The sequence below is a fragment of the Humidesulfovibrio sp. genome, assembly GCF_031082295.1.
Lineage (GTDB): Bacteria > Desulfobacterota > Desulfovibrionia > Desulfovibrionales > Desulfovibrionaceae > Humidesulfovibrio.
The window spans coordinates 176,948-201,084 of the sequence record NZ_JAVHLD010000002.1 but is presented as its reverse complement, the minus strand read 5'-3'; the positions used below and the strand labels follow the sequence as shown (position 1 = coordinate 201,084).

Sequence of the window (24,137 nt, the reverse complement as noted above, 5' to 3'; positions counted from 1 at the left end):
CCAGCAGCCGGACGCGGGAAGCTACCAGCCGGGGAGAGCATGCTCGCCAGCCAGCGCCAGGACCAGCTTGAGGCCTCGGGCCAGCCTCCAGGCCTGTTGGCCTGGCAGGTGTACTTCCTGGCGTACGTGGCGGGCATCTGGAGCCTGCGCCATGCGGAACCTGCTCTGGCCCTGGCCGCGCTCCTTTGGATAGGGCTGGCGGCCTGCCGCGTCAGAAGCTGGCGCAACGGCCTGCTGAGTCTGGCCCTGGTGTGCGCGAGCTTCACTCTTGGCGGCCAGCATGCCCGCCTGGTCCTGCCCGACATTCCGCCCATTTCGGCCGCCGCCACCGATGGCCGCAGCAAGGCGCTGCTGCGTGGCCGCGTTGCCGAGGTCACGGACAAGCCTTTTGGCCGGATGGAGTTGCTCCTGTCTGATGTTCAGGCCGAGATGGACGACAACGCAACGGTGGCCCTGTCCGGCCAGGTCGCCTGGGATTGGGACGAGGCGGACTACCGTCCGGCTCCGGGGCAGGAGGTGCAGGTCCTGGCGCGGCTGTGGCCGGTGCGTGGTTTCCAGAACCCGGGAGGGGCTGACTTCGACTGGCAGCAGCGGTTGCGCGGGGTGTTCAACAGGGTCTACACGCGCGGCGCGCTGCCCTACGTCCGCTGGGGCGAGAGGCCCGAGCGCTTCTGGTGGGACGAGCGTGAGTCGCTGCGCCAGGGGTTGTTGCGGCACCTGCCCGAAACCCAGGGCGGGGCCGTGTTGCTGGGCCTGCTCATGGGCGACCGCTCGCGCATTGATCTCTCCGTTACTGAGGAACTGCGAGCGGCCGGACTTGCCCACACCCTTGCCCTGTCCGGGCTGAACGTGGTTTACGTGGCGCTTCTGGGCTGGGCTCTGGCCTGGGCCGTCGGTTTGGCGTGGCCATCGCTCTTTCTGCGCATCCCGCGGCAGAAACTTGCCATTCTCCTCTCCCTTCCACTCATCGCCGCCTATGTCTGGGTAGGGCAGGGCAGCCCGTCCCTTGTGCGTTCGGCCTGCATGTTCGGTTTCTGGGGCCTGCTGCTGTTGCTTGATCGCGGCCGCGCGCTCATCGACGGCCTGTTCATGGCCCTGGCGCTGATGATCCTGGTCTCGCCGCTCTCGGTCTATGACGTGGGCTTGCAGATGTCCGCTCTGGCCGTGGCTGGTTTGGCCATAATGCTCCCGTGGCTGAGAGGGTTCTGGCCGCGCCGGGAAGGATGGCTCAACCGGGCGCTCGGCCTTGGCTGGGATGCCCTGGCCATGAGCCTGGCCGCCAACCTGGCGCTTTTGCCCGTGGTGATATCGTACTTCGGGGTGTACCAGCCGAATTTTCTGCTCAATCTGCCCTGGGTGCCGGTGCAGGGACTGGTTGTGCAGGTGCTGGGCATGCTCGGCATGGCTTTGCTGCCCGTGCCGGGCCTGGATATCGCAGCAGGCTGGCTGCTGCGGGCTGCGGCCCAGGTGCAGGACGTCATGCTGGCGGCCCTGCACCATGCCTCAGTGGCGGGCTGGCTACCCGTCGGGGCATTCTTGAGGCCGCTCTGGCCGGAACTTTTGGGCGCTGGGCTGGTCACGGCCTTTGCGCCGTATTGCCTGCGAAGGGCGAATACCGCTCCGTTGCTGCTGGTGTTGACGGGGCTGCTCGTCATGGCCGTGCCGCAGGTTGTCATGCTCCTGGCCCAAGCTCGGCCCGAGGTGCGCCTGACCCTGCTTGACGTGGGCCAATCGCAGGCACTGCTGGTGAGCGCGCCCAACGGGCGTCGCGTCTTGGTGGATGGCGGAGGCACGGCCAGCCGGACCTTCGACATGGGCCGTTCCGTTGTCGGGCCGACCCTGGCCTGGGGGCGCCCGCCCAGGCTGGACGCCGTGGTCATGACCCACCCGGACGCGGACCACGCCCAGGGGTTGGGGCACATCCTGCGGCGTTTCCGGGTTGGGCGCTTCATCACCAACGGGCAATGGCCTGGCGGAGTTGTCGGTGAGACTTTTGACGCAGCGCTGGCGGCTGGAGCCCCCGCACCGGAGACCTTAGGCCCCGGCGACCGGCTGGAGTTGGGCTCCGGCGTGTGGCTGGAAGCCCTGCATCCTGCGGCTGATTTCCCCGGCAACAAGACCAACGAGCGTTCTCTCGTGCTGCGGCTGGTGTGGAACGGCAAACCTCTGGCGCTTTTGCCGGGGGATGTCCAACGCGAGGGCATTGAGGATATGATCGAACGCGGGCGTGACCTGCGCGCACAGGTGCTGGTGCTCCCGCATCACGGCTCCAAGTCGAGCCTGTCAGGCATGCTTTACGAGTCCGTTTCGCCGGTCCAGGCGCTCGTCAGTTGCGGCTACCTGAACCATTTCCGCTTCCCCAACCAGGCCGTGGTGGATGAACTCGTCAGGCGCGGCATTCCGCTCGCGAGCACTGCGGACAGGGGCGGTCTTGAACTGGTGTGGAGTGCGCCCGGGCAGGGCTTCCAATTGTCCGGCCTGCGGCCCTAGCTTGTGGGCTTGCAGCCTCCAGCGTAGCTCAGGACATATTCCCAGGCCTGCTGGGTGGGCATGGGCTTGGCGTAGAGATAGCCCTGGGCGTATTCGCATTGGAGCACGGTCAGGATCATCTGTTGCTCGGCGCGTTCCACGCCCTCGGCAACTACCTCAAGCTGCAGGGAATGCGCCAGACTGATGATGGCCTTGACGATCTCAAGCCCCTCCTGGCTGCTGTCCAGCCGCCGCACAAAGCTTAAATCGATCTTGAGATTGTCCAGGGGGAATTGCTGCAGGGTGCTCATGGATGAATAGCCTGTCCCGAAATCGTCGATGGACAGGGTGCAGCCCAACGCCTTGAGCTTTCTGAGCTTATCTACTGCGCTTGTGGCGTTCTCCATGATGGCCGACTCTGTGATTTCGAGCTTGAGCGCTCCCGGAGGAAGCCCGGTTTCACCGAGTGTGCGCCGTATGTCTTCCACCAGCACGGTCTCTGAGAATTGCCGGGGCGAGATGTTCACGGACATGACAAGGTTCGTGGCCAGTTCAGACTTCTCGCGCCAGGCCATGAGTGTTTCGCAGGCTTCGCGCAGCACCATGAGCCCGAGGTCGACGATGAGGCCGGTGTCTTCCGCAACGGGGATGAATTCGGCCGGAGAGACGAGGCCCCGATCCGGATGGTTCCAGCGCACCAAGGCCTCAAAGCCTTGCAAAGTGGCCTGTCCGTCCAGGCGCACGATGGGCTGGTAGCACAGGAAGAACTCGTTGCGGGCGATGGCTCGCCTTAGGTCGGTCTCGACGCTCAGCAGGTTGCTGGCCCGGGCGAGCATGGCCTTGGTGAAGACCTTGAAGCGGTTGCGCCCGGCCTTTTTGGCCTGGTGCATGGCCAGGTTGGCGTTGCGAAGCAGGTCTTCCGGGGTGTCGGAGTCATGCGCGTCCAGGGTGATGCCCAGGCTTGCCGTGAGCTGGACGTCGTGGTTGTCCACCGCCAGGGGAACGGCAAGGGCCTTGCGGATGCGCTGGATGGCCTGGATGGTTTCGCGTGGGGTCGCCATTTCCTCGAGGAGTATGACAAACTCGTCGCCCCCGAAGCGCGAAACGGTGTCCAGGCCGCGCACGCAGTCGCGAAGCACTTCGGCCACGGCCATGAGCACCTTGTCGCCGAAGGCGTGGCCCAGGCTGTCGTTCAGCACCTTGAAGCGGTCCAGGTCCAGGAATATGACGGAAAAGTGATACGGTTGGCGGCGCCGGGCGCGCTCCATGGCCTGGCGCATGCGGTCCAGGCAGAGGGTGCGGTTGGCCAGGGCCGTCAGCGGGTCGTGCAGGGCCAGGTGGCGGAGCTGCAGCTCCATCTCCTTGCGGCTGGTGATGTCGCGCATGGAGATGCGCGAGCCAAGCGACCCGCCGTTTCCGCTCATGACCTCGCGCTTGGTCTCGTTGACCCAGCGCAGGTCGCCGCTTTTGTGCACGATGCGGAAGTCCAGGCTGTCGTCGTCGCCCTGGTTGGCACCGGTCTGAAACTTGGCCCAGGCTTCCTGGTCTTCCGGGTGGACGATGCGCGCCAGCAGATCATGGTCATTAAGGAATTGTTCGCGCTCGTACCCTGTGATGCGCTCGCACGAGGGGCTGACGTAGAGCATTTCCCCGGTGGGGCTGACCCAGCACTCCATGTCGTGGGTGTAATCGGCCACGATGCGGTAGCGGTCTTCGCTCTTTTGCAGGGCCTGCTCGGTCAGTATCTGGAGGGTGATGTCCACGGCGATGCCCGCAACGCCGAAGGTGACTCCGTTTTGCACCAGAGGGAACTTGGAGACCTGGTGGAAGCGAGGCGGCCCGCCGCTGAGCCTGCGAACCTCTTCGAGGATGAGCAGGGGCTTGCCTTCGTCAAGGACGAAGCGGTCGTTTTCGCGCAACATGTCGGCCACGTCCTGGGGCATGAGGTCGCGGTCGGTGCGGCCGATGACCTGCTCCTGCTTCAAGTCCAGCCAGGCGGAATGAGCCGGGTTGCTGAAAATATAGTAGCCTTCGGTGTCCTTGATGAAGGCCATGGCGGGCGAGTTTTCCATGAACGAGGCAAAGAGCCGTCGGCTCTTGTCCAACTCGGCTTCCATCTGCTGGCGCATGGTCACATCGCGTGCGACAACAACGGCGTAGCCCGCGCCCGCGAAGCTGTGCAGGGTGACGGTGATCTCAACAGGGGTCGACCGCCCAGACGTGCCAGTGAGCGTCGTCACCAGATGCCCGTTGCGGTAGTGGCTCTGCACGCCTCCGGCCCGCGCGGCGTCGGCCACGCCTGCGTAGCGCATGGCGATCTCGGGTGGAAAGAAGGTCGAAATGTGAGCTGAGACCGCTACGCTTCGCTCCATGCCGAGGATGGAGAGCGCGGTTTCGTTGATGTCGGCAACGGTCCATCCCGATGTCTCAAACACGAAGATGGCGTCGTTGGCGTGATCGACAACGGCACGGAAGCGCTCCAGATCCTCAAGGCGGCGCTTGAGTTCCGGGTAGTAGCTCTTGGCGATGCTGCGCTCGCCAAGGCCGATGAGACGATCGCGAAGATCATCCGGATTGTCGTTAGAGGGCATTCTTGAACACCGCGCGAATATCCGAGGCCGTCGGGGCCTTGGGGTTTGTGACCATGCAGGGGTCGTTCATGGCGAACTCGGAGAGGCGATCGAGATCATCCAACTGAACGCCAATGGACCCCAGGGTGGCTGTTGCGCCCACTGCGGCCTTGAGCGCGCGCACCTGCGCAAGCACAAGTCCTCGCGCCTCCTCCATTGGCGCGCCCGCGGGTATGTTGGCGCCAAGCGCCACGCCGATGTCGGTGTAGCGCTCCGGCGCCGAGGAGAAGTTATACTCGATGACGTAGTCAAGCAATATGGCGTTGCACTGTCCGTGCGGCAGGTCGAGCAGGCCGCCAAGGCTGTGGGCCATGGCGTGCACGGCGCCCAGGATGGCGTTGGAGAAGGCGATGCCTGCGTACATGCTGCCGAGCATCATGCCCGCGCGCGCGTTGAGGTCTGCGGGGTTGTTGATCGCAGTGGGAAGGTGTTGGCTGATGCGCCGCACCGCCTCCAGCGCGAACAAGTCGGTGATGGGGCCGTGGGCGTTTGAGACATACGCCTCCACCGCATGGGTCAGTGCGTCTACGCCGGTGTTGGCGGTAAGCTCATGGTCCATCGTCGCCGTGAGCGCCGGGTCGATGAGAGCGGCATCGGGCACCACGGCCTTGCTGACGATGGCGATCTTCACCTTGCGCGTGGTGTCGGTGATGATGGCGAACTGCGACACGTCGGCGGAGCTGCCAGCCGTTGTGGGCACGCAAATGAGCGGCGGGCCGGGGTCGGGTACGTTGTCCACGCCCTCGTAATCGAGGATATGTCCACCGTTGACGCTGACGATGCTGATGCCCTTGGCGCAGTCCATGGGGCTTCCTCCGCCCACGGCGACAACGGCGTCGCAGCCTTCGGACCGGTAGAGGTCAACGCCGTTCATGACCTCGGAGTCGCGCGGGTTGGGCCGTACGCCGGAAAAGAGCACGTGGCCGACACCCTGCTCCCCGAGCGAGGCGACGATATCTGGAAACCAGGCCTGCTTGGCCACGCCGGGATCAGTGACGAGAAGCACTTTGCGCGCGCCAAGGTTGTGCGCGTAGCGCCCTGCGAGCTTGCCGGCGCCGACGCCGAACACGGCTTCCGGGGCAAGAAACTTGCGCAGATCAAGCAGAACGTCACTGCTCATGGCATGCCTCCTGATCGTATAGGCTTCGATGAGGGTATCATGAAATCAAGATACATGACTTGAATGGAATTGCAAAGAAAAGAGAGCTGTTGCGTGGAACGGTTCAGAAGTGCCAGATTTGACCGGCGGCGAGGGGCAGAACGTCGCGTCCCGGCAGGCGCTCTGCCAGGCGGGAGAGGCGATCCGGGCCGGTGCAATGTCCGGCGATGAGGCGGCGAACGTCATACTCTTCCAGGGTCCGCGCGGTTTCTTCCAGGGCTTCCGGGCCGGCCTGGAACAGGTGCAGGCCGCCAAGCACCGCAAAAATGCGCGATAACCCGAGCCGCTCCTGCGCCGCAGCCAGGGAATTGGCCAGCCCGCTGTGGCAACACCCCAGGATGACCACGGGACCATGGGCGCTTTCGAGCACCAGGAAGGCGTCGTCAGGGACGTCATCGGCCTGCGTCCCGGCAAGATCAAGGGAGAAGCCGCGCACAGCCTCGAAGTTGCCCGGCCTGCGCGGGATATCCGCAATCATTGTCAGGCCCGGAGCGAGAAAGGTGAGTGGAGAAGCCGGGATGAACGCCGGCAAGGGCGCGGGCGGGCCGATGACGCGGCGCGGCTTGCCCTCTGGTTCCTCGGCATAGCGCTTGAGCGCGCAGGTCGGGTGGGCGTAGATGGGCGCGGAAAAGGCCGTTCTGGAACACAGCGCGGCCAGGCCACCGGTGTGGTCGTAGTGGCCGTGGCTCAAGGCCAGCCCCCGCGCCAGGCCGACGTCCAGTCCGAGAGCCTTGGCGTTTCTCAGAAACAGGTCTGTCTTGCCGGTGTCCCAGAGCCAGAGGCCCTGCCCGCCAAGGTCGAGAGCCAGGGCAAGACCCCACTCGCAACCGCAGGCGGGATGCCCGGAGTCGTTGTCGCAGAGAACGATGACCCGAAAAGGGGCGCAACGCTGCTCGATGGGTGCGGGCATCGGGCTACTTTGTCTTGTCGTGCTTCCCGCCGGGCTGGGGCCACTTCTGCGGGTCGTCCTTGAAGAGCTTGTAGTTGATGGAATCGACAAGCGCCTGCCAGCTTGCCTCGATGATGTTGTGCGAGACGCCGACCGTCGTCCAGCGGTCCTGCTTGTCGCCGGACTCGATGAGCACGCGCACGAAGGAGGCGGTGCCGCCGCCGTCCTTGTTGGCGATGCTCATGACGCGCACCTTGAAGTCAAGCAGGCGCATCTGCGACAGGGTGGGGTAGGAGGGCTCGAGCGCACGGCGCAAGGCCACGTCCAGCGCGTTCACCGGGCCGCGTCCCGTGGCAGCCGTGTGGGCGACTTCCCCGCGCACCTGGAGCATCACCGTCGCCTCGGAGAAGGGCTCCTTCTCCTCGTTCACGGCGTCGAGCACGCGGTAGTTCACCAGCTGAAAGTAGCGCTTGCTCCAGCCCATCATGCGGAAGAACAGGATCTCGTAGCTGGCCTCGGCCACGGAGTATTCGTAGCCCATGGTCTCGCGGCGCTTGAGCTCGGCCAGCAGGTCCATGACCGCCGGATCGTCCTTGTCCAGGTCGTAGCCGTACTGCTTGGCCTTGAACAGGATGTTGCTGCGCCCGGCCAGGTCGGAGAGCAGGACGCGGTTGGCGTTGCCCACCAGTTCGGGCCGGATGTGCTCGTAGGTTTCGGGGTTCTTCACCACAGCGCTCACGTGAACCCCGGCCTTGTGCGCAAAGGCCGATCCGCCCACGTAAGGCTGGTGGGGGAAGGGCCGCAAGTTCACGGTCTCGGCCACGTAGTGGGCCACCATGGTGAGCTTTGCGAGGTTCTCCTTGCCGATGCAGGAGACGCCCATCTTGAGTTCCAGGCTCGGGATGATGGAGCAGAGGTTGGCGTTGCCGCAGCGCTCGCCGTAGCCGTTCATCGTGCCCTGCACCTGCACCGCGCCCAGGCGCACCGCCTCGATCGAGTTGGCCACGGCCAGCTCGGCGTCGTTGTGGGTGTGGATGCCCAGCGCCGCTCCCGGCAGTTCCTGCTGGACCCTGCTGATGATGGGGCCCAGCTCATGGGTCATGGTGCCGCCGTTGGTGTCGCACAGGACGAGCACGTCGGCCCCGGACTCATGCGCGGTCTTGAGGGCCGCCAGGGCATACTCCGGGTTGGCCTTGAAGCCGTCGAAGAAGTGCTCGGCGTCGAAGAACAGCTCGCGCATGTTTCCGCGCAGGGCTCCCAGGCTGCCTTTGATGAGCTCCAGGTTGCGCGGAAGCGTCACGCGCAGGGCGTGGGTCACGTGGAAGTCCCACGTCTTGCCGAAGATGGTGGCCACGGTCACGCCGGAATCAAGAATGGCCTTGAGGTTCGGGTCGTTCTCAGGCGTGGTCTTGTTGTTGTGTGTGCTGCCGAAAGCCGCGACCACGGCGTTCTTCAAGCTGTAATTCTTGATTTCCTTGAAGAACTGCTTGTCCGTGGGATTCGAGCCAGGCCAGCCGCCCTCAATGTAGTTGATCCCCAGTTCATCGAGCTTGCAGGCTATGCGGATCTTGTCCTCTGTTGTGAGGTTCAGCTCTTCCGCCTGTGTGCCGTCCCTGAGGGTCGTATCGTAGATGCTGGCCTGGCGCATGGTCATCCTACCTGGTATTGTCCGAGAAAGGTCTGGTGCAGGGTGCGCACCGCAAGTTCCGTGTACTTGTCCTCGATGAGGCATGTGAGCTTGATCTCCGACGTGCTGATCATGAGGATATTGATGTTCTCGTCGCGCAGGGCGCGGAAGGCCTGGGCCGCCACGCCGGAATGGTTGCGCATGCCCACGCCGATGACCGAGACCTTGCTGACGCTGTTGTCGGACAGCAGCGCCTTGAAGCCGATTTCAGGCTTCAGGCCATCCATCAGTTTCAGGGTGGCGTCCAGGTCGGCCCTGGGCACGGTGAAGGTGATGTCGGTGCGGCCTTCGCGGCTTGGGTTCTGCACGATCATGTCGACCAGGATCTTTCTCTCGGCGATGGGCGTGAAGATCGAGGCGCAGACGCCGGGCTCGTCGAGCACGCCGACGAGGGTGACCTGGGCCTGGTCCTTGTCGTAGGCGACACCGGCGACCTGGACTGCTTCCATGTTTGCATCCTCCTGAGTGACTAAGGTGCCGGGCTCGTCGCTGAAGGTCGAGCGCACATGCACGATGACGTTGTATTTCTTGGCGAACTCAACCGAACGGATCTGGAGCACCTTGGCTCCCATGCTGGCCATCTCGAGCATCTCGTCGTAGGAGATGCGGTCGAGCTTGCGAGCCTCGGCGCACATGTTCGGGTCGGTGGTGAACACGCCCGGAACGTCGGTGTAGATTTCGCACACTTCGGCCTTGAGGGCCGCGGCCACGGCCACGGCGGAGGTGTCAGACCCGCCCCGCCCGAGGGTGGTGATGCGGTCGTGGGCGTCCACGCCCTGGAAGCCCGCCACCACAAGCACGTCGTATTCCTCAAGCATGGCCACCAGCTTCTCGCTGTCGATGCTCTCGATGCGGGCCTTGCCGTAGGAGTCGTTGCTGATGATGGGCACCTGAAAGCCGAGCACGGAGCGGCATTTGATGCCCTCGTCCTTGGCCATCATGGCGAAGAGCGCCACGGAAATCTGTTCGCCGGTGGAGACGAGGCTGTCGAGCTCGGCCAGGTCCGGAGCGGGCGACCACTCCTTTGCCAGCGCAAGCAGTCGGTTGGTCTCCCCGGCCATGGCCGAGAGCACCACGATGACCTTGCTGCCGTCCGCCAGGGGACGCCGAACGTTGTTCAGCACCTGCTTCATGCACTCCAGATTGCGCACGGAGGTGCCACCAAATTTCTGGACCACGATGTTCTTCATACTGCGAAACCCTTCTGCCAATGGTTGAGCGATGGAGCCAGGGACTCGAGCAGGCCGCTGGCCGCCTTACCCCATGCCCTGATTTCGAGCGCTCGTCCAGAGGGAACAGCTACCCATTCTATGTGCAGGGCCTCGTCAGGCCACAGTTTTTGCTCCACCCGATCGATCCATTCGGCAACAAGCAAGGTTCCGACCACACCAAGCAACTCCTCGAATTCCTCAAGCGCGCGCGCGGTGTCCAGGCGATAGAGGTCGAAGTGGGCCACCTGCGGCCTTGTGGGGTAGATGTTCACAAGGTTGAAGCTCGGGCTTGATACCTCGGCCTCATCCGCTCCCGGCAGCGCGGAAACGAGTCCTCGCACCAGGGTGGTCTTGCCGGAGCCGAGCTGGCCCTGGAGCAGCAGCGCCACAGGCGGCGAAACAGCCGCCAGGCCGCGGCCAAGCACTGCGCCCAGGGCCAGCGTGTCGTCCGGTGCAGGCAGATGCAAGAGCATGAGCTGCTCCTTCTCCGGTCAGCTCTTCCCTGCGAGCAGGGTGCGCAGGATGTCCTCCTTGCCCACAACGCCGACAAGCTTGCCGGAGTCGACCACGGGCAAAGTGTAGAGCTTCTCGTTGACCATGAGGGTGGCGATTTCTTCCAGCGGCGTTTGCGGGCTGACGGTCTTCGGGTCCTTGGTCATGGCCTGGGCGACGTTGGTGGCCGCGATCTTCTGCAGCTCGCGCTCAAAGTCATCGCGGCTTGAAAGGGCGATGAAGCCGTCCAGCATGGCGAAGACCGAGGGCATGGTGACCTGCTTTTGCTGCGCCACAAGGTCGCTCTGGCAGAGCACGCCAACGAGCCTGCCCTTGGCGTCGACAACGGGCGCGCCGTTGATCTTCTTGTCCAGCAGCAGGGCCGCGGCGGTGCGGATGTCCGTGTCCGGAGACAGGGTGACGGGGTCCGGGGTCATGAGGTCGATGGCCTTCAGCATGGCGTGTTCTCCTTGAGGACGTGTGGAAGTGCGTGGGCGATCTCCGTTGCGAGGTTGCCCCGGAAGGGGAAATCCGTTGCCAGGGCCAGGCCGCAGAGTCCGTGCCAGTAGACGCCGAGGCAGGCCGCATGCAGCGGCTTGATGCCGCGTGCCAGCAGCGCCGCGATGACGCCTGCCAGCACGTCGCCCGAGCCGCCGACGGCAAGGTTCGGCGCGGCGATGGGCGAGAGGTGCAGCAGGTCGCCCATGCCCACAAGGGTTCCCGCACCCTTGAGCGTCAGCACCTGCGGGTGCGTGGCAAGGAAGCGGTGCGCGGCGGCGACGCGGTCCGCCTGGAGCTCGCCCATGCCCATGCCCAGCAGCCTGGCCATTTCGCCGGGGTGGGGCGTCAGCACTGCGTCCTTGGGCAGATCGCGCATGATGCCGGGGCTCTGGGCCAAGTGGTAGAGCGCGTCCGCGTCGTAGATGCACGGGCTGGCCCAGCCTTTGTCGAAGGCTGTGGCAAAGGCTCTGGGGAACAGGGCGAGGAACTCGGCGGCCTCCTTGTTGCGGCCCAGGCCCGGGCCGATGACCACGGCGTCGTAACGGCCAAGGGCAGGAATGAGCGAGTCCATGCAGTCCGGGGTCCAACTGCTGCCAGTGCCGAGCCCAAGGGCCATGATGTCCGGCAGGCCGGCCTTGACCTCGGCCACGACGCCGCGCGGGCAGCCCACGGTGACCAGGCCGGCTCCGGCGCGCAACGCACCGAGCGCACAGAGCTGCGCCGCGCCGGAAAGCCCTTCGCTGCCGCCAAGCACAAGCACATGACCGGCCCGACCCTTGTGCAGTTCCGCAGCGAGCACCGGCAGCAGGCTGAACAGGCGCTCCGTGAGCAGCACCTGGCGCGGCGGCGCGGCGTTCATCACGGCGCGGGGGATGCCGATGGCGCGGGCTTCAAGCCGACCCACAAAGGGTGCGGCCTGGGGCAGGGCGCAGCCCAGCTTGGGCGCGTGGAACGATACTGTGACATCGGCGCGGACCGCCTCGGGCCGGGGTTGGCCTGTTGAGCCGTCCAGGCCGGAGGGGCTGTCCAGCGCGAGGACGAAACATATCTCGCCCAGGGAATTCATGGCCTGCACCAGGTCCAGGGCCTCGGCCGAAAGCTCGCCGCTGAAGCCGGTGCCCAGGAGCCCATCGATCATGATGTCCGGAGCCTCGCAGCTGCACAGCGCGTTCTTGGCGCGCCCAGGGGACAGGTGGCGGCAGGGGACGCCGACGCGGCGGGCCAAATCCAGATGGTAGCGGGCGGCGCCGCGGTAGCCGGACACCGGCTTGGTGTGCAGCACCAGCGGCTCCGCGCCCTCGTCCAGAAGCCTGCGCGCAAGGACGAAGGCATCGCCCCCGTTGTTGCCGCCGCCAGCCACAAGCAGCACCTTCGTGCCGGAGAGCGGCCCGAAGGCCTCGCGCAGGACATCAAGGGCGGCGCCCCCGGCGTTCTCCATGAGCATTTCGGCCTTGAGCCCGAAGTCCTCGATGGCGGAGCGGTCCCACGCCGCCATCTCCGTCGGTGTGGGAAGCGGATCGAACAGATCCAACTCCTGTGAAGGCTTGGGGGTGGAAGAAGCGGGGCTGGGCATTGCTGTCCTCCTAGGTGCTTGCGACGAAATCCGGACGGGCTTGCCAGGGGCCTAGGCGCCCTCCAGGATCACTGTTGCGGCGGCGATGTCGCGGCCGTGGGTCAAGGAGATATGCATTCTCTTTACGCCCATTGCGTCCGCAATTTCAAGGGCTTTGCCATGCAATATCAACTCCGGCGCGCCGGAGGGCAGGTTGCGGACCTCGATGCTCGCTTGCGTCACGCCGCTGGCAAAGCCGGTGCCGAGGGCCTTGGCGGCAGCTTCCTTGGCGGCAAAACGCGCGGCCACGTAAGGGGCGGGGTCGATCTTGGGCATGGCTGCCGTCTCGGCCTCGGTGAGCACGCGGCGGGTGAAGCCCTCGCCGAAGCGCGTGAGCGAGTCTCGGATGCGGGAGATTTCCGCAACATCCAGCCCGATGCCCAGGATCATGAGCGCACTCCCGTCCCGGCCTAGTCCACGAAGCCGCGCAGGATGTCGACCATCTCGCGGGTGGCCTGGCGCAGGCCCACGTAAGCAGCGCGGGAAACGATGCTGTGTCCGATGGAGTACTCCACGATGCCTGGCACGCGGGCGAAGGGCAGCACGTTGACGTAGTTCAGCCCGTGGCCGAGATTGACCTTGAGGCCCAGCTCCTGCGCGTGGCCGATGCCCGCGAGGATCTTGTCCAGCTCGGCCTTGCGGGCGGTGGGGGTGACGGCGTCGGCGTAGTGGCCGGTGTGGATCTCGATGAACTGCGCGCCGGTCTTGCTGGCGGCGGAGATCTGTGCCGGGTCGGCGTCGATGAACAGGCTGGCCTCGATGTCCTGGGCCAGCAGAGGGGCCAGGTAGGCCGAGAGCTCGCCCTCGCGGCCAACGCAGTTGAGCCCGCCCTCGGTGGTCAGCTCCTGGCGTTTCTCCGGCACCAGGCACACCGTGTCCGGGCGAATGCGCAGGGCGATGTCCTGCATCTCGGCCGTGGCCGCCATTTCCAGGTTCAGTTTGGTGTTGACAGTGCGGCGCAGGATCTCCACATCGCGATCCTGGATGTGCCTGCGGTCCTCGCGCAGGTGCACGATGATGCCTGTGGCGCCGCCCAGTTCGGCCTCATGGGCGCCGAGAACGGGGTCCGGCTCGCGGCCCAGGCGGGCCTGGCGCAGGGTGGCGATGTGGTCGACGTTGACGCAGAGAACGGGCATTTGTACCTCCAAAGATTGCTTGAGCACAGTCAATATTACGCTTTCCGGGTGGCAAAGGCAACCGCCGGGGCAGTCGCCGAGGAGCCGTTCTCGCGTTGACATCAGCCAGTGGGAAATGTACCCCAAGGCGGTTAACATGAACAGTTTCGCGCCTCGCGAGGAGAATATATGAATGTTTGCATCGTCGGCACCGGTTACGTTGGCCTGGTCACCGCGGCCTGCCTCTCTGAAATGGGCAACCACGTGCGTTGCGTGGACAAGAGCCCCAAGGTCGTGGAGACCCTTCGTGCCGGGAGCATCCACATCTTCGAGCCCGGGCTCGAGGAGCTGGTGCGTCGCAACTGCGCCGAAGGCCGCCTGACCTTCACCACCAGCCTGGCCGAGGGCCTGTCCTTTGACGGCGACGGGGCCGAGTTCGCCTTTATTTGCGTGGGCACGCCCTCCGGCGACGACGGGGTCTGCGACCTCTGTTTTGTGGACGCCGTGGCCGAGGAGATCGGCCGCACCGTGACCTCTCCGCTCATCGTCATCAACAAATCCACCGTTCCGGTGGGCACCGCCGACCGCGTCCGCGTCATTCTGACCCGAGAGCTGGCCGCGCGTGGCGTGGACATCGATGTCGACGTCGTCTCCAACCCGGAGTTCTTGAAAGAGGGCGACGCGGTGAAGGACTTCATGAAGCCCGACCGCGTCATCGTTGGCACCGAGAACCCCAAGAGCGCGGAAATGCTCAAAGCCTTGTACTCGCCCTTCGCCCGCAGCCGCGAGAAGCTCATCATCATGGGCGTGCGCAGCGCGGAGATGACCAAGTACGCGGCCAATTGCATGCTCGCCACCAAGATCAGCTTCATCAACGAGGTGGCAAACATCTGCGAGCGAGTGGGCGCGGATGTTTCCGAGGTGCGCCTGGGCATCGGCTCCGACCATCGCATCGGCTACGATTTTATCTATCCCGGCGTGGGCTACGGCGGCTCCTGCTTCCCCAAGGACGTGAAGGCCTTCCTGGCAACCGCGCGCGAGTCGGGCTACGAGGCCGAGCTCATCAAGTCCGTGGACGAGGTCAACACCCGGCAAAAGGGCGTGCTGGCGCGGAAGGTTCTGGACCACTTCGCGCCACTGGGCGGCGTGGCCGGGCGCACCCTGGCCCTGTGGGGCCTGGCGTTCAAGGCCAACACTGACGATATTCGAGAAGCCCCGGCTTTTGACATCATCCGCGAGCTGACCGGACAGGGCATGCGCGTCCAGGCCTTTGACCCCGTGGCGACGAAGCGCGCCCAGGCCGAGCTTGCCGACAACGCCCTGGTGGAGTTGGTGGGCAGCCAGTACGACGCCCTCAAGGGCGCCGACGCCCTGGCCGTGGTCACGGACTGGAACCAGTTCCGCAACCCGGACTTCTCCGGCATCGCCCGGCAGCTGGCCGAACCGGTGATCTTTGACGGGCGCAACCTGTACTCGCGCTCGCTTCTGGCCCGTTTCGGCCTCAAGCACTACGGCATCGGTCGCTAATACCCGCCGCCAGAGGGTACGGGGTGCGTCCGGCCCCGATCATCGCGCCAGGCCATGAGGCGCCCCGTGCTGTCGAGGATCGCCGTGAACTCCGCGAATACCGGCGCGTCGCCACGCAGGGCGCGCAGCACCGGACCGGAGTTCAGGAAGCTCGCGTCTGCATAGCGCGTGGCGCGGGTGCCCTCGGGACCAGTCGCGGGTTCGGCGAAGGGGAACTTGGCGAACCAGGCGAAGGTGCCGAAGATGCTGGCCTCTTGCCCCAACCGCATGAGCTCCGCGTTGTCGGCGCGCTTCAGGCGAAGCACGGGGTAGGGCGCAGATATGTCGAAGGGATTGGCCGTGGTCACCAGCATGTCCTGCCCTCTCTCCACTACCACCTTCCAATAATACGGCGCCAGGGCGTCCGGAGTCACGGTCACGCGGTCGAAGGCTTCGTGGCGAGAGGTCAGCATCTGCTGATATCGGGCCTGCATGTCCGTCCTCAAGGCGATGCCAAGGACAGGGTACAGGAGCATCCAGCCGACGCCGGCCAAGGCAAGGCGGGCCTTGCGTGATCCCGGCAGAAGGGACTTCTTCCGCGCCAGGAACGCCAGCGCAAGCAGGGTCGCGGTAAACGGCGGGTCGATGACGTAGAGGCCTTCAATGCTGACGCGCAGGTCGGAAACCGGCGCGAAGATCTGTGTGCCGAAGGCGGTGCACACGTCCAGGAAAAGGTGGCTGGCCAGGGCAAGGCTGGCCACGAGGAAGCCGGTCTTTAAAGACAGCTCCGCACCGAGGGAGCGTACCGACCAGGCCAGCAGAATCGCAATGAACGGCAGCGCGAACAGCGAGTGGGTCAAACCCCGGTGGTAGAGCAGATGGAATTCAGGGTTCAGCCAGCCGACGGCGATGTCCAGGTCCGGGCAGGTGGCGGCCACGGCGCAGAGCACGGTCAGCCCGCGCGGATTGCCGAGGCGCGGGCGCAAGGCCTGGGCGGTCAGCACTCCGGCTGCAAGGTGGGTGATCGGCTCCATGCGCTGCTTCTACTCCTGCTTGAGGCTGTTGCCAAGCGCATGTCTGGGAGTCGGCATGCGCATGTTTGTTGACCTCGCGCGCAATGGCGGGTAATCCAGCAGCACTGGAATACGTTCAAGACATCAAGGAGATCATAAGAGCATGCGCAAACCGACCATCGGACTGAGCCTGGAGGGGCTGCCTTCCATCGGCCTTTCGGCTTTCGCCACCCTCGTCTTCGCCGCCATGGGCTGGTGGCTTCTGGCGCTGATCCTGCTCGTGATCACCGGTTTCGTGGTGCATTTCTTCCGTGATCCTGAACGCGTGACGCCCGAGGATTTGGACGCCGTGGTTTCCCCGGCGGACGGACGTGTGTGCAAGGTCGATTTCGCGCCGGACCCCATCAGCGGAGAGATTCGCCAGGTGGTCTGCGTGTTCATGAACGTTTTTGACGTGCACGTGAACCGCGCTCCGGTCGAGGGCAGCGTCGAGCTCATCCGCTACATCCCCGGCAAGTTTTTCAACGCCAGCCTGGACAAGGCCAGCACCGACAACGAGCGCAACATCCTTGTCCTGGGGCGCGGCGCTGAGCGCTTCACCGTGGTGCAGATCGCAGGCCTGATCGCGCGGCGCATCGTCTGCTGGTCCGAGGCCGGTGACATCCTGCGCCGGGGCGAGCGCTTCGGCCTGATCAAGTTCGGGTCGCGAGTTGACCTCTATCTGCCCGATGGCTATGCTGTTAAGGTCTACGTGGGCGAGACCGTCCGCGCCGGCGAGACGGCCATCGCCGTCCGCAAGTAGTACAAGTCGGGGCTGCCCGGGAGTCATATGGTCAAGGAAAGGACATTGCCGCGCCACAAGGGCGTGTACATCCTCCCGAATCTTTTCACCACCGCGAGCCTTTTCCTCGGGTTCATGGGGATGATCTGGGCCATCGAGGGGCTTTACGAGAACTCGGCGCTGTGCATGCTAGGGTCCTGCCTCTTCGACGGCCTGGACGGCAAGGTGGCCAGGCTAACCAACACCACCAGCGAATTCGGCGTGCAGTACGACTCCCTTGCCGACCTTGTGGCCTTCGGAGCAACCCCTGCCTTGACCATGTACCTCTGGCAGTTGCATGCCTTCGGCACTCTGGGGCTCATGGCGTCCTTCCTGCTCATCGCCTGCGGTGCGCTGCGCCTTGCCCGCTTCAACGTGCAGTCCGCCGTGACCAGCAAGAAGTTCTTCGTTGGGCTGCCCATCCCGGCTCAGGCCAGCACGCTCGCCACGCTTATCCTTTTCGCCCCGCATCTGCCAGAGAACTGGATCGTCGACGTGCTGCCCACGGCCTGCCTGGTGCTTGTGTACGTGCTGTCCTTCCTCATGGTCAGCACCATGCGCTACGCCTCGTTCAAGGAGTACGGGTTCATCAAGGCCCACCCCTTCAGCTCCATGGTCACGGTCATCCTGCTCTTCGTCATGGTTGCCTCGCGTCCCAAGATGCTCGGATTCCTGTTCTTCCTGGGCTACCTCATCTCTGGCCCCATCTATACCTTGTTCATCCTCTCGCCACGCAGTTCCAAGCTGGTGACGCCCAAGGAGACCCAGCAAGGCTGAGACCTGCTCGTTGCTTTTTTCCGCTCGCCACCGGTTTTGGCCCTGGACAAGGTGTGCTTGAGCATGACATAGTCTTCTGACGCGCTAGCCCCATCGGCTGATCGCAAAAGAGCATATGATGATGAAGACAGACGATAACACCGCAATCCGCACCGCGCTGATCAGCGCCGCCCTATTCCTACGCGAGTCCCAGCGGGTCTCCTCGTAGGTCGGGCTTTTTCTTTTTTCCCTTTCTTCTCATAAAAGTCCTTGGCCCTGGGAGCTGCCCTCTGGGACGTACTCGTGCGCGGGTGCTTCCCTGTGCGTGTTGCCAGTCATTCATTTAAAAGTTACGGTTTCTAACCACGTGAGGAGGATTCATGTCAGATCGCGTGTATATTTTCGACACCACTCTCCGTGACGGTGAGCAATCGCCGGGCGCCACCATGAACCAGGAAGAGAAGGTCAGCCTCGCGCGGCAGCTCGAGGCTCTGGGCGTGGACATCATCGAGGCGGGCTTTCCCGCCGCCAGCCAGGGCGACTTCGAGGCCGTGCAGGCCATTGCCCGTTCCGTCAGCCATATCCAGGTGGCGGCGCTCTGCCGCGCCCTGACAAAGGACATCGACCGTGGCTGGGAGGCCATCAAGGACGCCGCCCACCCGCGCATCCACACCTTCCTCGCCACCAGCGAAATCCACATGACGCACAAGCTGCGCAAAACGCGCGAGCAGGTGCTGGAAATGGCCGAGGCCGCCGTCAGGCACGCCGCGAGCCTGTGCCCCAACGTCGAGTTCTCCGCAGAGGACGCCTCGCGCTCGGACTGGGACTTCCTGGCCCAGGTCTGCGAAGTGGTCATCCGCGCCGGTGCCACCACCGTGAACATTCCCGACACTGTGGGCTACGCCCAGCCCTTTGAGTACGGCGAGCTCATCGCCTACCTCATCAAGAAGGTGCCCAACAGCAAGGATGCCATCTTCAGCGTACACTGCCACAACGACCTTGGCTTGGCCGTGGCCAACAGCCTCTCGGCCATCCGGGCCGGAGCGCGCCAGGCCGAGGTGACGCTCTGCGGCATCGGCGAGCGCGCGGGCAACGCCTCCCTTGAGGAGCTCGTCATGGCGCTGCACACGCGCCACGAACTCTACAAGCTCGATTGCGGCGTCAAGACGCAGCAGCTGTACCCGTCCTGCCGCCGCCTCTCGCAGATCATCGGCCAGCCCATCCCGCCTTACAAGGCCATCGTCGGCCCCAACGCCTTCGCGCACGAGTCCGGCATCCACCAGGACGGCATGCTGAAAAACCCGCTGACCTACGAGATAATGACGCCCGAAAGCGTTGGCCGCAAGGGCACGGAAATGGTCATCGGCAAGCACTCGGGCAGCCACGCCATCAAGTCCAAGCTCACGGAACTCGGCTACGTTCTCGACGACGCACAGCTCGCCGTGGTGTTCTCCGCGGTGAAGGAACTTGCGGACAAGAAGGAACGCGTGTTCGACGAGGACGTTGAAGCGCTTGTGCTGGAGATGGTCTACCGCCGCCGCGACAAGTACCGTCTGAAGGACATGAGCGTGTTCTCAGGCACGGGCGGGGTTCCGCCCCACGCGGCCATGGTGCTTGAGGTGCTGGACGGCGAGCAGGTTGCCGAAGTGCGCCGCCACACCTCCTTCGGCGAAGGGCCGGTGGACGCGCTGTTCAAGTGCATCGGGTCCATGGTGGGCTACGCGCCCGCTCTGGACCGTTTTCAGATCAACGCCGTCACCGGCGGCACGGACGCCCAGGCCACTGTGACCGTGCGCATCGAACATGAGGGAAAGAGATCTGTCGGCCGCGGCACCAACGAGGATATCCTCGTCGCCAGCGCCATGGCCTTCATCAACGCACTCAATCGGTTGGAGAAAATGAGGGAGGAGAAGAGCGAATGTCCCACAATTTAGCTGAAAAAATCCTGCAGGCGCACACGGATGAGGAAATCACCCGCGCCGGGCAGATCGTCACCTGCCGCGTGTCCCTGGTGCTCGCCAACGACATCACCGCGCCGTTGGCCATCAAGTCCTTCAAGGGCATGGGCGCGACCAGGGTTTTTGACAAGGATAAAGTCGCGTTGGTCTGCGACCACTTCACGCCCAACAAGGACATCGACTCCGCCGAGCAGGTCAAGGTGGTGCGCGAGTTCGCCCGTGAAATGAACGTGACGCATTACTACGAGGGCGGCGACTGCGGCGTGGAGCACGCGCTGTTGCCGGAACTCGGCCTGGTCGGCCCGCGCGACATCGTCGTCGGCGCGGACAGCCACACCTGCACTTACGGCGGCCTGGGCGCCTTCGCCACGGGCATGGGCTCCACGGACATCGCCGGCGCCATGGCCCTGGGCGAGACCTGGTTCAAGGTGCCGCCCACCATCCGCGTGGAGTACGAGGGCGTGCTCGAGCCTTTCGTCGGCGCCAAGGACCTGATCCTGCACTTGATCGGCCGCATCGGCGTGTCCGGCGCGCTGTACCGGGCGCTGGAGTTCGGCGGGCCTGTCATCGACAACCTCTCCATCGAGGGCCGCATGACCATGGCCAACATGGCCATCGAGGCCGGCGGAAAGGTCGGCCTGTTCCCGGCGGATGCCAAGACCTTGGCCTATTGCGCGGCCCACGGCCGTACCGGCGACAAGGCGCTCAAGGCCGATCCCGGCGCGGTGTACGAGCAGGAGCTGTCCCTGTCCGTCACCGGGATGTCGCCCCAGGTGGCCTGCCCGCACCTGCCCGACAACGTCCGCCCCGTGGACGAGCTGACGAACCTGCGCGTCGACCAGGCCGTCATCGGCTCCTGCACCAACGGCCGCATCGAGGACCTGCGCGAGGCCGCCGCCATCCTGAAGGGCCGCAAGGCGCACAAGAACGTGCGCCTCATCGTCCTGCCCGCCACCCCGAAGATATGGCGCCAGGCCATGGACGAGGGCCTGTTCAGCATCTTCATGGACGCCGGGGCCGTGGTCGGCCCGCCCACCTGCGGCCCCTGCCTGGGTGGCCACATGGGCATTCTGGCCGGGGGCGAGCGCTGCATCGCCACCACCAACCGCAACTTCCGCGGCCGCATGGGAAGCCTGCAGAGCGAAGTCTACCTGTCCAGCCCGGCCGTCGCCGCCGCCAGCGCCATCGCCGGAGAGATCATTAATCCGGCCAAGCTGTAGGCCGGCCAAGCTGTAGGCCGACAGGCGGAACAACGAGAAGAAATCCCCGCCCGCCAGGACTTCCGGGCGGCGTACAAGGAGAAATATATGCTCGTCACAGGCAAGGTGCACAAGGTCGGTGCCCACATCGACACCGACGCCATCATCCCGGCCCGGTTCCTGGTGACCACGGACACCCAGGAGCTCGGCGCCAACTGTATGGAAGGCCTTGAGCCCGGTTGGGTCAAGCGCGTCCAGAAAAACGACATCATCGTGGCCGACGAAAACTTCGGCTGCGGCTCGTCCCGCGAGCACGCCCCCCTCGCCATCATCGGCGCGGGAATCCCCGTGGTTGTGGCCAAGAGCTTCGCCCGCATCTTCTATCGCAACGCCTACAACATGGGTCTGGTGCTCCTTGAGGTCGGCGACGACGCCGACAGGCTCAACGATGGCGACACGCTTGAGGTGGATCTCGATGCCGGTCAGATCAAGAACCTGACCACCGGCGAGACCGTGATCTGCGCCCCGGTGCCCCAGTCCATGCAGGATCTGCTGGATGCGGGCGGCCTGGTGCCCTACGTCAAGAAACGTCTGGCAGAGAAGCGGTAGGGGGCTGGCAATGAAAATCTGCGTCATGCCCGGAGACGGCATCGGCCGTGAGATCGTTGCCCAGGCCCTGCGGGTGCTGGACAAGGTCGGGGCCAAGTTCGGCAAGAAGTTTGAGACGGAAGAAGCCCTTATCGGCGGCAGCGCCATCGACGCCACGGGCGGGCCGCTTCCCGAGGCCACGGTGAAGCTGTGCAAGGCCTCCGACGCCGTGCTGTTGGGCGCGGTGGGTGGCCCCAAGTGGGACACCATCGACCCGTCCATCCGCCCCGAGCGCGGGCTGCTCGGCATCCGCAAGGAGCTGGGGTTGTTCGCCAACCTGCGCCCCGCCAGCCTGTTTCCGGAGCTCAAGCACGCCTGCTACCTGCGCTCCGACATCGTGGCCAAGGGCATCGACCTGCTGGTGGTGCGAGAGCTCACCGGCGGCGCCTACTTCGGCACCCCCAAAGGCGTCGAGGTACGTGACGGCGAGCGCGTTGGCTTCAACAACATGATCTACTCCGAGCACGAGATCCGCCGCATCGCCAAGGTCGGCTTCGAGGCCGCCCGCAAGCGCCGCAAGCAGCTCTGCTCCGTGGACAAGGCCAACGTGCTGGACGTCTCCCGCCTGTGGCGCGAGGTCGTCATCGAGGTGTCCAAGGACTACCCGGACGTGGAGCTGTCGCACATGTACGTGGACAACGCGGCCATGCAGCTCGTGCGCGACCCGTCCCAGTTCGACGTCATCGTCACCGAGAACCTCTTCGGCGACATCCTCTCCGACGAGGCCTCGGTCATCACCGGGTCCATCGGCATGCTGCCTTCGGCGAGCCTCGGCGAGGGCAACCCCGGCCTGTTCGAGCCCATCCACGGCTCGGCCCCGGACATCGCTGGCCAGAACAAGGCCAACCCGCTGGCCACCATTCTCTCCGTGGCCATGCTGCTGCGCTTCACCGACGATACCATGACCCCGCTGGCCGTCGCCATCGAGGGCGCGGTGCAGAAGACCCTTTCGCAGGGCTACCGCACCGGCGACATCCGTGAGGACGGCTGCAAGCTGGTGGGCTGCGTGGAGATGGCCGACGCCGTGCTGGCGAACCTGTAGCAGACACTCCACTTCGAGCGATCAAAGGGGGGGGCCGGGCAATCGGCTCCCCTTTTTGCTTGACGGCGATGCAACCGTGTTGCATTTGGTGTGCAACAGAGTTGCGTCGTCTTGTGGGAGGATACATGCGCCGGATTGTTGTTCTGTTGACGATTCTGCTGGTTGGCCTGTGCGTCGGAGTCCAGGCGGCCCAGGTCTCGAAGCCCTTGACCGTGGCCGTCGGCGTTGCCCCGGTGGAGTATTTCGCCAAACGTATTGGCGGCGGACATATCCAGACCATTGTGCTGGTTCCGGCCGGTGCCGATGCCCACACTTACGAGCCCAAGCCCTCGCAGATGCGCGCGCTGTCGGCATCAGTCCTGTACCTGTCCGCCGGACTGGAGTTCGAGACCGCCTGGGAGCCGCGCCTCAAGGCCGCCAACCCAAGACTCGCCGTGGTGCGCACGGACCAGGGGCTGGCGCGGTTGCCCATGCCGGAGGCCCATGAGCAGCCGCGAGGCGGTCACGGGCACGAGGGTGAAATGGACCCGCATGTCTGGGTTTCGCCCGCCAACGCACGGCACATGGCCACGCGCATAAGCGAGGCGTTCGCCAAGGCCGACCCTCCTCACGCCAAGGCCTATGCCGCAAACCTGGCCGCTTTTCTGAAGGAGATCGACAGCCTGGACGCCTTGTTGCGGTCGACGTTCGCCGGGATTCCGGCGGAAAGGCGCAGCTTCCTCGTGTTCCATCCTGCGTGGGGGTATCTTGCGCGGGATTACGGCCTGACTCAGATGGCCATCGAGAATGAGGGCAAGGAGCCTTCGCCCAGGCGATTGGCGGGCATCGTGGCCCAGGCCAGGACCAGGGGCGTCAAGGTGATCTTCGTGCAGCCGCAGATGTCCAGGCGAACTGCGGAGAGCATCGCCCAGGCACTGGGCGCGCGGGTGCTGGTGGCCGACCCGCTGGCTGCGGACTGGTCCGCCAACCTGCAAACCGTCGCCGCGGCGTTCCGTTCGGCGCTGCGCTAGGAGGGAGCATGGACGCGGCACTTCGATTGGAGCAGTGCGCTGTCGCGGCCACAGAGAACCGGGTGCTGGTCGTGCAGGCGCTATCCGGCGCGCTGCACCCGCAGACGCCTCAGGAACTGTTGGTCCGACTTGCCGGGCGCATGAACCGCGTGACCTTGTACCGAATCCTCGACCTGCTGGTGGAACGCGGGGTCGCGGCGCGGCACAACGCAGACGGACGCGCCTTCCGCTACTGCCTGGGCCAGGGCGCGCACGGGCATTCGCATTTCCACTGCACGCGCTGCGGGGCAACCCAGTGCCTGAACCCCAGGCTGCTGGAGCCGGGCCTTTCGCGCATCCTCTCCGGCCTGCCCATGCAGGTGGACATGGCCGAGATCACGCTCGGCGGCGTCTGCGAGGCCTGCCAGCACGACTGAACCA

The 24,137-nt window shown here is 65.0% G+C and carries 21 protein-coding genes; 10 read left to right on the top strand and 11 right to left on the bottom strand.

Features of this window, described 5'->3' with window-relative positions; all coding sequences use genetic code 11:
* The first annotated feature begins 39 nt into the window (after positions 1-39).
* Positions 40-2,490, top strand: coding sequence for a DNA internalization-related competence protein ComEC/Rec2 (locus RDU24_RS02265; protein WP_308734101.1), 2,451 nt, complete (start codon positions 40-42; stop codon positions 2,488-2,490).
* On the opposite strand, the gene RDU24_RS02260 is transcribed toward RDU24_RS02265, so the two are convergent.
* The 10 genes from RDU24_RS02260 to RDU24_RS02215 all read right to left on the bottom strand — a co-directional run bounded on the left by RDU24_RS02260 (position 2,487) and on the right by RDU24_RS02215 (position 13,786).
* The gene (locus RDU24_RS02260) at positions 2,487-5,060 is read right to left on the bottom strand and encodes a sensor domain-containing protein (protein ID WP_308734100.1); all 2,574 of its coding nucleotides are present in this window, start codon (positions 5,058-5,060) and stop codon (positions 2,487-2,489) included. The genes RDU24_RS02265 and RDU24_RS02260 overlap by 4 nt on opposite strands.
* Positions 5,050-6,219: an alcohol dehydrogenase-like regulatory protein ErcA gene (gene ercA / locus RDU24_RS02255; RefSeq protein ID WP_308734099.1), complete on the bottom strand. Its 1,170-nt coding sequence runs from the start codon at positions 6,217-6,219 to the stop codon at positions 5,050-5,052. Before ercA ends, RDU24_RS02260 begins: the two co-directional genes overlap by 11 nt.
* Before the next feature lie 103 nt (positions 6,220-6,322).
* Complete coding sequence (locus tag RDU24_RS02250; RefSeq protein WP_308734098.1) at positions 6,323-7,168, bottom strand: MBL fold metallo-hydrolase; 846 nt, start codon at positions 7,166-7,168, stop codon at positions 6,323-6,325.
* Positions 7,169-7,172: 4 nt separating this feature from the next.
* On the bottom strand, positions 7,173-8,795 hold the full coding sequence (cimA, locus tag RDU24_RS02245) for a citramalate synthase (protein ID WP_308734097.1): 1,623 nt from the start codon (positions 8,793-8,795) through the stop codon (positions 7,173-7,175).
* Between the two features lie 2 nt (positions 8,796-8,797).
* The gene (locus tag RDU24_RS02240; protein WP_308734096.1) at positions 8,798-10,024 is read right to left on the bottom strand and encodes an aspartate kinase; all 1,227 of its coding nucleotides are present in this window, start codon (positions 10,022-10,024) and stop codon (positions 8,798-8,800) included.
* Positions 10,021-10,518 carry a tRNA (adenosine(37)-N6)-threonylcarbamoyltransferase complex ATPase subunit type 1 TsaE gene (gene tsaE, locus RDU24_RS02235; RefSeq protein WP_308734095.1) on the bottom strand — a complete coding sequence of 166 codons (498 nt, stop codon included), beginning with the start codon at positions 10,516-10,518 and terminating at the stop codon, positions 10,021-10,023. The genes RDU24_RS02240 and tsaE overlap by 4 nt, the downstream gene beginning before the upstream one ends.
* Before the next feature lie 18 nt (positions 10,519-10,536).
* On the bottom strand, positions 10,537-10,995 hold the full coding sequence (locus RDU24_RS02230; protein ID WP_308734094.1) for a CBS domain-containing protein: 459 nt from the start codon (positions 10,993-10,995) through the stop codon (positions 10,537-10,539).
* Positions 10,989-12,611 (bottom strand): NAD(P)H-hydrate dehydratase, encoded by a 1,623-nt coding sequence (locus tag RDU24_RS02225; protein ID WP_308734093.1) that lies wholly within the window; start codon positions 12,609-12,611, stop codon positions 10,989-10,991. Before RDU24_RS02225 ends, RDU24_RS02230 begins: the two co-directional genes overlap by 7 nt.
* Positions 12,612-12,662: 51 nt before the next feature.
* On the bottom strand, positions 12,663-13,040 hold the full coding sequence (locus tag RDU24_RS02220) for a holo-[acyl-carrier-protein] synthase (protein WP_308734092.1): 378 nt from the start codon (positions 13,038-13,040) through the stop codon (positions 12,663-12,665).
* Positions 13,041-13,060: 20 nt separating this feature from the next.
* Positions 13,061-13,786 carry a pyridoxine 5'-phosphate synthase gene (locus RDU24_RS02215; protein ID WP_308734091.1) on the bottom strand — a complete coding sequence of 242 codons (726 nt, stop codon included), beginning with the start codon at positions 13,784-13,786 and terminating at the stop codon, positions 13,061-13,063.
* Between the two features lie 168 nt (positions 13,787-13,954).
* Here RDU24_RS02215 and RDU24_RS02210 point away from each other — a divergent pair, with 168 nt between their 5' ends.
* A complete protein-coding gene (locus tag RDU24_RS02210; RefSeq protein ID WP_308734090.1) occupies positions 13,955-15,292 on the top strand; it encodes a UDP-glucose dehydrogenase family protein in 1,338 nt (445 codons plus the stop codon).
* On the opposite strand, the gene RDU24_RS02205 is transcribed toward RDU24_RS02210, so the two are convergent.
* Entirely contained in the window at positions 15,289-16,305 is a 1,017-nt protein-coding gene (locus tag RDU24_RS02205) for a metal-dependent hydrolase (protein WP_308734089.1), read from the bottom strand. The two genes, RDU24_RS02210 and RDU24_RS02205, sit on opposite strands and share 4 nt — an antisense overlap.
* 142 nt (positions 16,306-16,447) lie before the next feature.
* Between RDU24_RS02205 and RDU24_RS02200 the strand changes: the two genes are divergently transcribed.
* The 8 genes from RDU24_RS02200 (at position 16,448) to RDU24_RS02165 (ending at position 24,133) form a co-directional block, all read left to right on the top strand.
* Entirely contained in the window at positions 16,448-17,086 is a 639-nt protein-coding gene (locus RDU24_RS02200) for a phosphatidylserine decarboxylase family protein (RefSeq protein WP_308734088.1), read from the top strand.
* Between the two features lie 27 nt (positions 17,087-17,113).
* Positions 17,114-17,881, top strand: coding sequence for a CDP-diacylglycerol--serine O-phosphatidyltransferase (pssA, locus tag RDU24_RS02195; RefSeq protein WP_308734087.1), 768 nt, complete (start codon positions 17,114-17,116; stop codon positions 17,879-17,881).
* A 359-nt stretch (positions 17,882-18,240) separates the two neighbouring features.
* Entirely contained in the window at positions 18,241-19,794 is a 1,554-nt protein-coding gene (locus RDU24_RS02190) for a 2-isopropylmalate synthase (protein ID WP_308734086.1), read from the top strand.
* Complete coding sequence (leuC, locus tag RDU24_RS02185) at positions 19,779-21,038, top strand: 3-isopropylmalate dehydratase large subunit (protein WP_308734085.1); 1,260 nt, start codon at positions 19,779-19,781, stop codon at positions 21,036-21,038. The genes RDU24_RS02190 and leuC overlap by 16 nt, the downstream gene beginning before the upstream one ends.
* Positions 21,039-21,125: 87 nt before the next feature.
* Positions 21,126-21,626 (top strand): 3-isopropylmalate dehydratase small subunit, encoded by a 501-nt coding sequence (locus RDU24_RS02180; protein WP_308734084.1) that lies wholly within the window; start codon positions 21,126-21,128, stop codon positions 21,624-21,626.
* A gap of 10 nt (positions 21,627-21,636) precedes the next feature.
* A complete protein-coding gene (gene leuB / locus RDU24_RS02175; protein ID WP_308734083.1) occupies positions 21,637-22,707 on the top strand; it encodes a 3-isopropylmalate dehydrogenase in 1,071 nt (356 codons plus the stop codon).
* A gap of 125 nt (positions 22,708-22,832) precedes the next feature.
* Entirely contained in the window at positions 22,833-23,717 is an 885-nt protein-coding gene (locus RDU24_RS02170) for a metal ABC transporter solute-binding protein, Zn/Mn family (protein ID WP_308734082.1), read from the top strand.
* An 8-nt stretch (positions 23,718-23,725) separates the two neighbouring features.
* Positions 23,726-24,133, top strand: coding sequence for a Fur family transcriptional regulator (locus RDU24_RS02165; RefSeq protein ID WP_308734081.1), 408 nt, complete (start codon positions 23,726-23,728; stop codon positions 24,131-24,133).
* Positions 24,134-24,137: the final 4 nt, after the last annotated feature.

Coding starts and splice junctions, on each gene's coding strand:
- tsaE (WP_308734095.1), bottom strand. CDS start 10,518: ATGCTCTTGCATCTGCCTGCACCGGACGACACGCTGGCCCTGGGCGCA.
- RDU24_RS02265 (WP_308734101.1), top strand. CDS start 40: ATGCTCGCCAGCCAGCGCCAGGACCAGCTTGAGGCCTCGGGCCAGCCT.
- RDU24_RS02170 (WP_308734082.1), top strand. CDS start 22,833: ATGCGCCGGATTGTTGTTCTGTTGACGATTCTGCTGGTTGGCCTGTGC.
- RDU24_RS02210 (WP_308734090.1), top strand. CDS start 13,955: ATGAATGTTTGCATCGTCGGCACCGGTTACGTTGGCCTGGTCACCGCG.
- RDU24_RS02240 (WP_308734096.1), bottom strand. CDS start 10,024: ATGAAGAACATCGTGGTCCAGAAATTTGGTGGCACCTCCGTGCGCAAT.
- RDU24_RS02215 (WP_308734091.1), bottom strand. CDS start 13,786: ATGCCCGTTCTCTGCGTCAACGTCGACCACATCGCCACCCTGCGCCAG.
- RDU24_RS02200 (WP_308734088.1), top strand. CDS start 16,448: ATGCGCAAACCGACCATCGGACTGAGCCTGGAGGGGCTGCCTTCCATC.
- cimA (WP_308734097.1), bottom strand. CDS start 8,795: ATGCGCCAGGCCAGCATCTACGATACGACCCTCAGGGACGGCACACAG.
- RDU24_RS02165 (WP_308734081.1), top strand. CDS start 23,726: ATGGACGCGGCACTTCGATTGGAGCAGTGCGCTGTCGCGGCCACAGAG.
- RDU24_RS02190 (WP_308734086.1), top strand. CDS start 18,241: ATGTCAGATCGCGTGTATATTTTCGACACCACTCTCCGTGACGGTGAG.
- leuC (WP_308734085.1), top strand. CDS start 19,779: ATGTCCCACAATTTAGCTGAAAAAATCCTGCAGGCGCACACGGATGAG.
- RDU24_RS02230 (WP_308734094.1), bottom strand. CDS start 10,995: ATGCTGAAGGCCATCGACCTCATGACCCCGGACCCCGTCACCCTGTCT.
- RDU24_RS02180 (WP_308734084.1), top strand. CDS start 21,126: ATGCTCGTCACAGGCAAGGTGCACAAGGTCGGTGCCCACATCGACACC.
- RDU24_RS02220 (WP_308734092.1), bottom strand. CDS start 13,040: ATGATCCTGGGCATCGGGCTGGATGTTGCGGAAATCTCCCGCATCCGA.
- RDU24_RS02225 (WP_308734093.1), bottom strand. CDS start 12,611: ATGCCCAGCCCCGCTTCTTCCACCCCCAAGCCTTCACAGGAGTTGGAT.
- leuB (WP_308734083.1), top strand. CDS start 21,637: ATGAAAATCTGCGTCATGCCCGGAGACGGCATCGGCCGTGAGATCGTT.
- ercA (WP_308734099.1), bottom strand. CDS start 6,219: ATGAGCAGTGACGTTCTGCTTGATCTGCGCAAGTTTCTTGCCCCGGAA.
- RDU24_RS02260 (WP_308734100.1), bottom strand. CDS start 5,060: ATGCCCTCTAACGACAATCCGGATGATCTTCGCGATCGTCTCATCGGC.
- pssA (WP_308734087.1), top strand. CDS start 17,114: ATGGTCAAGGAAAGGACATTGCCGCGCCACAAGGGCGTGTACATCCTC.
- RDU24_RS02250 (WP_308734098.1), bottom strand. CDS start 7,168: ATGCCCGCACCCATCGAGCAGCGTTGCGCCCCTTTTCGGGTCATCGTT.
- RDU24_RS02205 (WP_308734089.1), bottom strand. CDS start 16,305: ATGGAGCCGATCACCCACCTTGCAGCCGGAGTGCTGACCGCCCAGGCC.